We start from the raw sequence: 6,883 nt of genomic DNA, 5'->3' as shown, positions 1-6,883 counted from the left end.
CCCCGTGCTGGCGCATACGCTGGCCGCGTTTGAAAAATGCGCCGATGTGCGCGATATCGTGCTGGTGTGCCGCGAGCAGGATATCGTCCCCTATACCGAGCTTGCGCGGACGTTTGGCATCTCCAAGCTGCGCACGGTCACGCGCGGCGGGGGTAGCAGGACCGCCTCCGTCCTGGCCGGCGTCAACGCCGCGCCGGAGGATACGGCGCTTGTGGCCGTGCATGACGGCGCGCGGCCGCTCGTCTCCGAGGCGGTCATCTCCGAGGCGGTCTATGCGGCCGCTGCGCACGGCGCGGCCGCGCCGGTCGTTCCGGTCAAGGACAGCATCAAGCGCATCGAGAACGGCGTCATCGCGGCCGACGTGCCGCGCGACACCCTTGCGGCCGTGCAGACACCGCAGGTATTCGCGCGCCCGCTGCTTCTGCGCGCGCTGAACGAGGCTGCGCGTCAGGGACAGGCCTATACCGACGACTGCGCCGCAGTCGAAGCGCTCGGCCAGCCCGTATACGCCACCCACGGAAGCTATGAAAACATCAAGATCACGACGCCCGAGGATATCGCGGTCGCCGAGGCGTTGCTGCAAAAGGAGGAAATCTGAACATGCGGATCGGGCACGGTTACGACGTACACCGGCTGGAACAGGGGCGCAGGTGCATCATCGGCGGCGTGGATATCCCGCACAGGACGGGACTCGCGGGGCATTCGGATGCGGATGTCCTCACCCACGCGGTGATGGACGCGCTGCTCGGCGCGCTCGCGCTCGGCGATATCGGCAGGCATTTTCCGGATACCGACCCGCGTTACGCGGGCGCGGACAGCCTCGCGCTGCTGCGTCAGGTAGCCGCGTTGCTGCGGGAGCGCGGCTGGCAGCTGGGCAACCTGGACGCGACTGTACTCGCCCAGGCCCCGCGGCTCGCGCCGCACATCCCACAGATGCGTGAAAACCTGGCCGCGGCCATTGGCTGCGAAACGGACCGGATCTCGGTCAAGGCCACAACCGAGGAAGGGCTTGGCTTTACCGGAACGGAGCAGGGCATCGCCGCGCACTGTGTATGCCTGCTGGAACCGGAATAAAAAGCGTGGAGCCTATGGCTCCACGCTTTTTTGCTGCATATTGCGCGTAATCCGGCGGAAACGGAAGAAAAACAGGACCGTGGTCGTCGCCGCGGCAAGGAAATCCGCCACCGGCTCCGCAAGGAACACCGCGAACAGCTTATCCTCAAAGAAGCGCGGCAGAATCAGGATCAGTGGGATCAGAAGGATGATCTTGCGCTCCAGCGCAAGGAACAAGGATATTTTCGCCTCCCCCAGAGCGACGAACGACTGCTGGAACCCCCACTGGAACGCCGCAGTAAAGCCCACCGCCATATAAATCCGCAGCGCCCACGCGGTCATCTCGACCAGTTCCGGCTTGTGGTTGAACAGGTATACCACCGTCCGCGGGGAAAGCTGTACCACCACCCAGACGCAGCACACAAACACCGCGCCGATCAGCACGCTGTACCGGATAACCTCCTTCATCCGCTTACTGTTCCCCGCGCCGTAATTGAAGCTCAGTATGGGCTGCGCACCCTGCATCAGCCCCAGCAGCGGCATCTGCATCATCTGCATGACCGAGGTGAGGATGGTCATGGCGCCGACCGCGAGGTCGCCGCCGTACTTTTGCAGGGAGACGTTGAACGTCACCGTCAGCAGGCTTTCTGTCGACTGCATGACAAAGGGCGACGCGCCCAGTGCGACCGCGGGCCAGAGCAGGCGCCTGTCCAGCCGGAAAAAGGCCTTTTTCAGCCGCAGCTCGCTGGAAGGGCCTACCAAAAACCGGACTACCCACAGCGCGGACACCGCCTGCGAAATCACGGTCGCGACCGCCGCGCCGCGCACCCCCATGCCGAACAGGAAAATGAACACCGGATCGAGCACAACGTTGAGCACCGCACCGATCAGCACCGTCTTCATCGCCACGCCGGATTTGCCCTGCGCGGTGATAAAGCCGTTCAGCCCCAGCGCGGTCATGACGAAGATGGTACCCAGAACGTAAATGTTGAGATACTGCATCGCATAGGGCAGCGTGTCTGCGGACGCGCCGAACAATACAAGGAGCGGCTCCTGGAACAGCAGGAACACCGCCGTCAGCACGACCGCGAGCGCCCACAGCGCGGCCGTACAGGTGCCGAGCGTGCGCTCGGCTTTTTCGTGCTCGCCCGCACCCATGGCAATGGAGGCGCGCGGCGCGCCGCCCATGCCGATCAGCGCCGCGAACGCCGCAATCAGTGTGATAACCGGAAAGGTCACGCCCATGCCGGTCAGCGCGAGCGCCCCCTCGTCCGGTATGCGGCCGATGTAGATGCGGTCCACGATATTATACAAAAGGTTGACCACCTGCGCGCAGATCGTCGGCAGCGCCAGGCGGACGAGCAGCGGGCCGACCGGATCTCGTCCCAGGTCGGCCTCGCGCGTATCGTTTTTTTTCTTGTTCATGCCTGCGCTCCGTCCTCCCGAATGAGGATACGCAGCGCCTCGACCGCCGCACGGACACCGCGCTCGGACGCATCGGGCGGAATATTGGGCGCCTCGTCGTTATCCGCGTTCCACAGGACGTTGAGTACCGCGCCGCATCGCACATGCAGCACCTGCGCCACAATGAACAGCGCCGCGGTCTCCATTTCGCTCGTCAGCGCGCCTGCGGCCTTCCACGCCTTCCATTTGGCGAGCAGTTCCTCCGCAACAGGCTGCTGCGCGGGCCGTATCTCACCGTAAAAGCTGTCCTTGGACTGGATCACGCCGATATGATGGGTGAGGCCGAGCCGCACCGCCGCCTCCCGCAGTGCGGCAACAACCGAGAAATCCGCCGCCGCTGGGAACTCGATGGGCAGGTATTCGCGGCTCGTTCCCTCCTGCCGGATGGCCGCGGTTGCGATCACGATATCGCCGCCGCACACCTCGTCCACGATGCCGCCCGATGTCCCCACGCGGATGAACGTGTCCGCGCCGCACTCGACCAGCTCCTCCAGCGCGATCGCGGCGGACGGGCCGCCGATGCCGGTCGAGCATACCGCGACGGATACGCCGTCCAGTCTGCCCGTCCACAACGTATATTCGCGGTTCTGCGCGATCTGCTTCGGCTCCTCAAAATAGCGCGCGATCTTGCCGCAGCGACCCGGGTCGCCCGGCAGGATGACATACCGGCCGATATCCCCCTTTTGAATCTGAATATGCATCTGTTTTCCATCGATCAGCATACAATCGTCCCCTCCCGTTCTATGGTACGTATATTTTTTTCCGCCTTGCTGCGCGGCAGCATGACCTCATGCCCGCAGCCCAGGCATTTGAGCTTGAAATCCATGCCGGTGCGTAGCACCCTCCATTGCTTGGAGCCGCAGGGATGCGGCTTCTTCATGGTCAGGACATCATTGACCTGTACATCCACGCAATCACTCCTCCCATATGCCGCGGGGCTATCCCTCCGCGGCGGCTTATCGATTCCTCTTTATAATCATACCACATCCGCGGTGCTATTCCCAGCCGTTTTTTCATATAGTAAGGCAGACCCCAAAGGAGGCTCGGCTTTTATGAAAACAAGCGAATCCTATCTGCCCGAGGGCAGTTACGCCGCACTTCCCGCTGTGCGGCAGGCGTTTGAATCGGTCGACGGACTGCGCCGTGCACAGGACGAGGGCATGATCCTGGAGGCGGTCACACAGCGATGCACCGCCGCGCACGACCTGTTGTTCGATTTTGGCTTCGCGCAGGGCATCATGCCGCGCTCATGCTGCGCGCTCGGCGTTGCGGAGGGGGACACCAGGGAAATCGCCATCCTGTCCCGCGTCGGCAAGCCCACCTGTTTTGTCATCACGGAGCTGGACGAAAGCACCGCGCCGCCGACCGTCTGGCTTTCCCGCACGATCGCCCAGCAGCGGGCGCAGGACCATTTGCTCGCATCGCTCCGGCCGGGCGACGTGATCCCCGCCAGGGTGACCCACCTGGAGCCGTTCGGCGCGTTCGTGGATATCGGCTGCGGCGTGGCCTCGCTGATCGGCATAGAGAACCTTTCGGTTTCCCGCATTTTCCATCCGCACGACCGGTTGCGGGTGGGACAGCACATCTATGCAGCCGTGCGCGCGGTTGACCGCGACGCGCGGCGCATTTCGCTTACCCATCGGGAGCTGCTTGGCACCTGGGAGCAGAACGCCGCCCTTTTCTCCCCCGGCGAAACCGTACGCGGCGTGGTGCGGTCGGTGGAACCTTACGGCGTGTTCATCGAGCTTGCGCCCAACCTTTCCGGCCTGGCGGAGCCGCGCGGCGACCTGTCCGCAGGCACGGTGGTTTCCGTGTATATCAAATCCATCCTGCCCCAGCGCATGAAGATCAAGCTGACCGTGATCGATGTGCTCGCCTGCCGCGAGCCGCCCCCGCCGCCGCGGTATTTCATCACCGACGGGCATATCAGCCAGTGGGTCTACACGCCGGACTGCTGCGACCGGAAATACATTGCGACGGAATTTGAATAACAGCCAGCGGGAGGGGGGCGGCCTCTCCCGCTGGTTCTGTCCGCTACCCTTTTATTTTCTCCCAATACGCCTTGGCCGCCTGCTCGGTCTTGTTGGGTCCGTACTCATAATACCGCGCGCCTTTCAGCTCGTCCGGCAGATATTGCTGCGCGGTCCAATGGTGCGGGAAGTCGTGCGGATACCGGTAGGTCAGTCCGCGTCCCAGCTTGGCCGCGCCGCCGTAATGCGCGTCCCTGATATGCGCGGGGATGTCGCCGGTCCGGCCTGCGCGGACATCTGCAAGAGCCGCTTCCATCCCCATCAGCGCACTGTTCGATTTCGGCGCGGTCGCCATAAGCACAGCCGCCTCAGCCAGCGGAATCCGCGCCTCCGGCAGTCCAAGCTGGAACGCGCTGTCCACACACGCCTTAACGATGGCCACGCACTGCGGATAGGCCAGCCCCACATCCTCGCTCGCGATGACCAGCATGCGCCGCGCGGCGGAGATCATGTCCCCTGCCTCCAGCAGACGCGCGAGGTAATGCAGCGCCGCGTCCGGATCCGACCCGCGGATGGACTTCTGTAGCGCGGACAGGATATCATAGTGGCTATCCCCATCGCGGTCGTACCGCATATGCGAGCGCTGGGCGGCCTGCTCCGCATCTGCAAGGGTGACACCGCTTTCCCCCGCGCCCAGAACAAGCAGTTCAACCGCGCCCAGTGCCTTGCGCACATCGCCGCCGACCGCCTGCGCGATGTGCGCGGCTACTCCGTCCTCGACAGGGATGTCCCGCTCCCCGATGGCGAGCGCAAGCGCCCGCTCGACCGCGCGCTTCATATCCGTCGGACCGACCGGCTTGAACTCGAATACCGTGCAGCGACTGAGGATCGCGTTGTAAATATAAAAATACGGATTCTCGGTCGTGGACGCGACCAGCGTCATTTTACCCGTTTCTATGAACTCAAGAAGGCTCTGCTGCTGCTTTTTGTTGAAATACTGGATCTCGTCCAGATAAACCAGCGCGCCATTGGGGGCGAGGAAGGTGTCCAGCTCGTCGATGATGGCCTTGATATCCGCGATGCCCGCAGTCGTGGCGTTCAGGTGATACAGCTTGCGGTCGGTCTGCTTTGCGATGATGGACGCAACCGTGGTCTTGCCCACGCCGGACGGGCCGTAAAAGATCAGGTTGGGGATATTTCCGCTCTCGATCACGCGGCGCAGCAAGCCGTTCGGACCGAGCAAGTGCCGCTGGCCGACCACGTCGTCCAGCGTCTGCGGGCGCAGCTTATCGGCTAAGGGTTGGTACATGGCGTTCTTTTCCTCCATCCAGTCAGGTTTACAGGGGATGCGGGCGTATGCATTTCTATATGTGTTGATTATACCACACCTGGCAGTCCAACACAAACAGGGCTTGACTTTTTTGCTTTACTGTGATAAACTGTCCGCAGTCAACAAACTGCAACAGGAGAGTGCCTTATGGACAAGCCTTTTCTCGATAAGCTCCGCAAAATCGACCCCTATGTGCCGGGCGAGCAGCCACAGGCCGCCGATATCATCAAGCTGAACGCCAATGAGAACCCGTATCCGCCCGCGCCGTGCGTACAGGAAATCCTGCGCCGCTTCGACGCCGCCCAGCTCGCCCTCTATCCGGACGCAAACGGCAAGGCGCTCAAGTCCACGCTAGCCGGACGCTTCGGCGTAAAACCCGCGCAGGTGTTCCTCGGAAACGGCTCAGACGATGTGCTTGCGCTTGCCTTTCAGGCGTTTTTCTGCTCGGACCGGCCGGTCCTTTATCCGGATATCACCTATTCGTTCTATCCGGTCTGGTGCAATCTGTTCCGCATCCCTTACGAAACCGTGCCGCTGGACGGGGATTTCCGTGTGCGCGTCCGCGACTACGACCAGCCGAACGGCGGCGTTATCCTTCCCAATCCAAACGCGCCGACCGGACGCGGCGTAACGCTGGATTTCCTTGAGGATCTTTTGCAGCATAACCAGGACTGCGTGGTTATCATCGACGAGGCCTATGTCGACTTCGGCGCGCAAAGCGCCGTACCCCTGCTCGGCAAATACGAAAACCTGCTGGTCGTGCAGACCATGAGCAAATCCCGCTCTCTCGCGGGTATGCGCATCGGCTACGCACTTGGCTCAGAGGTGCTGATCTCCACGCTCGAAGCGGTCAAAAACTCCTACAATTCCTATACAATGGATGTGCTCGCGCTCGCGGCGGGGCAAGCCTCGGTCGAGGATGAGCGGTATTTTCAGGAGACCTGCCGGCGGGTGGCGGAGACGCGCGACCGTTCGGCCGCAGCGCTGCGCGGGCTGGGCTTTACCGTCCTCCCCTCCCTGACCAACTTCCTGTTCGTCACGCACCCCAAAAAGGAAGCGCCGGTCA

At 62.7% G+C, this 6,883-nt stretch carries 8 protein-coding genes; 4 read left to right on the top strand and 4 right to left on the bottom strand.

The genetic code is table 11. The annotated features are described in order from the left end of the window. Nucleotides 1-598, top strand: a 598-nt coding sequence (locus OCV66_RS06910) for an IspD/TarI family cytidylyltransferase (protein WP_262564067.1), incomplete at its 5' end; no start/stop codon positions are given. A 2-nt stretch (nucleotides 599-600) separates the two neighbouring features. Then, nucleotides 601-1,074, top strand: coding sequence for a 2-C-methyl-D-erythritol 2,4-cyclodiphosphate synthase (gene ispF / locus OCV66_RS06905; protein ID WP_054326407.1), 474 nt, complete (start codon nucleotides 601-603; stop codon nucleotides 1,072-1,074). Nucleotides 1,075-1,086: 12 nt separating this feature from the next. Here the strand turns inward: ispF and OCV66_RS06900 are convergent, their stop codons facing one another. From OCV66_RS06900 to OCV66_RS06890, 3 genes are read right to left on the bottom strand one after another with little or no spacing between them, the layout of a single operon-like run. Beyond that, nucleotides 1,087-2,478, bottom strand: coding sequence for an MATE family efflux transporter (locus OCV66_RS06900; RefSeq protein ID WP_147573990.1), 1,392 nt, complete (start codon nucleotides 2,476-2,478; stop codon nucleotides 1,087-1,089). Then, nucleotides 2,475-3,239, bottom strand: coding sequence for a uridine phosphorylase (gene udp / locus OCV66_RS06895; RefSeq protein ID WP_054326406.1), 765 nt, complete (start codon nucleotides 3,237-3,239; stop codon nucleotides 2,475-2,477). Before udp ends, OCV66_RS06900 begins: the two co-directional genes overlap by 4 nt. Next, nucleotides 3,233-3,427: a DUF951 domain-containing protein gene (locus OCV66_RS06890; protein WP_107631704.1), complete on the bottom strand. Its 195-nt coding sequence runs from the start codon at nucleotides 3,425-3,427 to the stop codon at nucleotides 3,233-3,235. The genes udp and OCV66_RS06890 overlap by 7 nt, the downstream gene beginning before the upstream one ends. Nucleotides 3,428-3,569: 142 nt before the next feature. On the opposite strand from OCV66_RS06890, the gene OCV66_RS06885 reads away from it, so the two are divergent. Beyond that, entirely contained in the window at nucleotides 3,570-4,508 is a 939-nt protein-coding gene (locus tag OCV66_RS06885) for a S1 RNA-binding domain-containing protein (protein ID WP_054326405.1), read from the top strand. 43 nt (nucleotides 4,509-4,551) lie between these two features. Here OCV66_RS06885 and OCV66_RS06880 read toward each other — a convergent pair whose 3' ends face one another. Then, on the bottom strand, nucleotides 4,552-5,796 hold the full coding sequence (locus OCV66_RS06880; RefSeq protein ID WP_054326404.1) for a replication-associated recombination protein A: 1,245 nt from the start codon (nucleotides 5,794-5,796) through the stop codon (nucleotides 4,552-4,554). Between the two features lie 168 nt (nucleotides 5,797-5,964). Here OCV66_RS06880 and OCV66_RS06875 point away from each other — a divergent pair. After that, nucleotides 5,965-6,883 (top strand): pyridoxal phosphate-dependent aminotransferase (locus OCV66_RS06875; protein ID WP_147574067.1); only part of this gene is annotated, 919 nt, incomplete at its 3' end.

Source organism: Agathobaculum ammoniilyticum, from assembly GCF_025567315.1.
Taxonomy (GTDB): Bacteria; Bacillota; Clostridia; order Oscillospirales; family Butyricicoccaceae; genus Agathobaculum; species Agathobaculum ammoniilyticum.
This window is presented reverse-complemented; position numbering and strand designations above follow the sequence as displayed.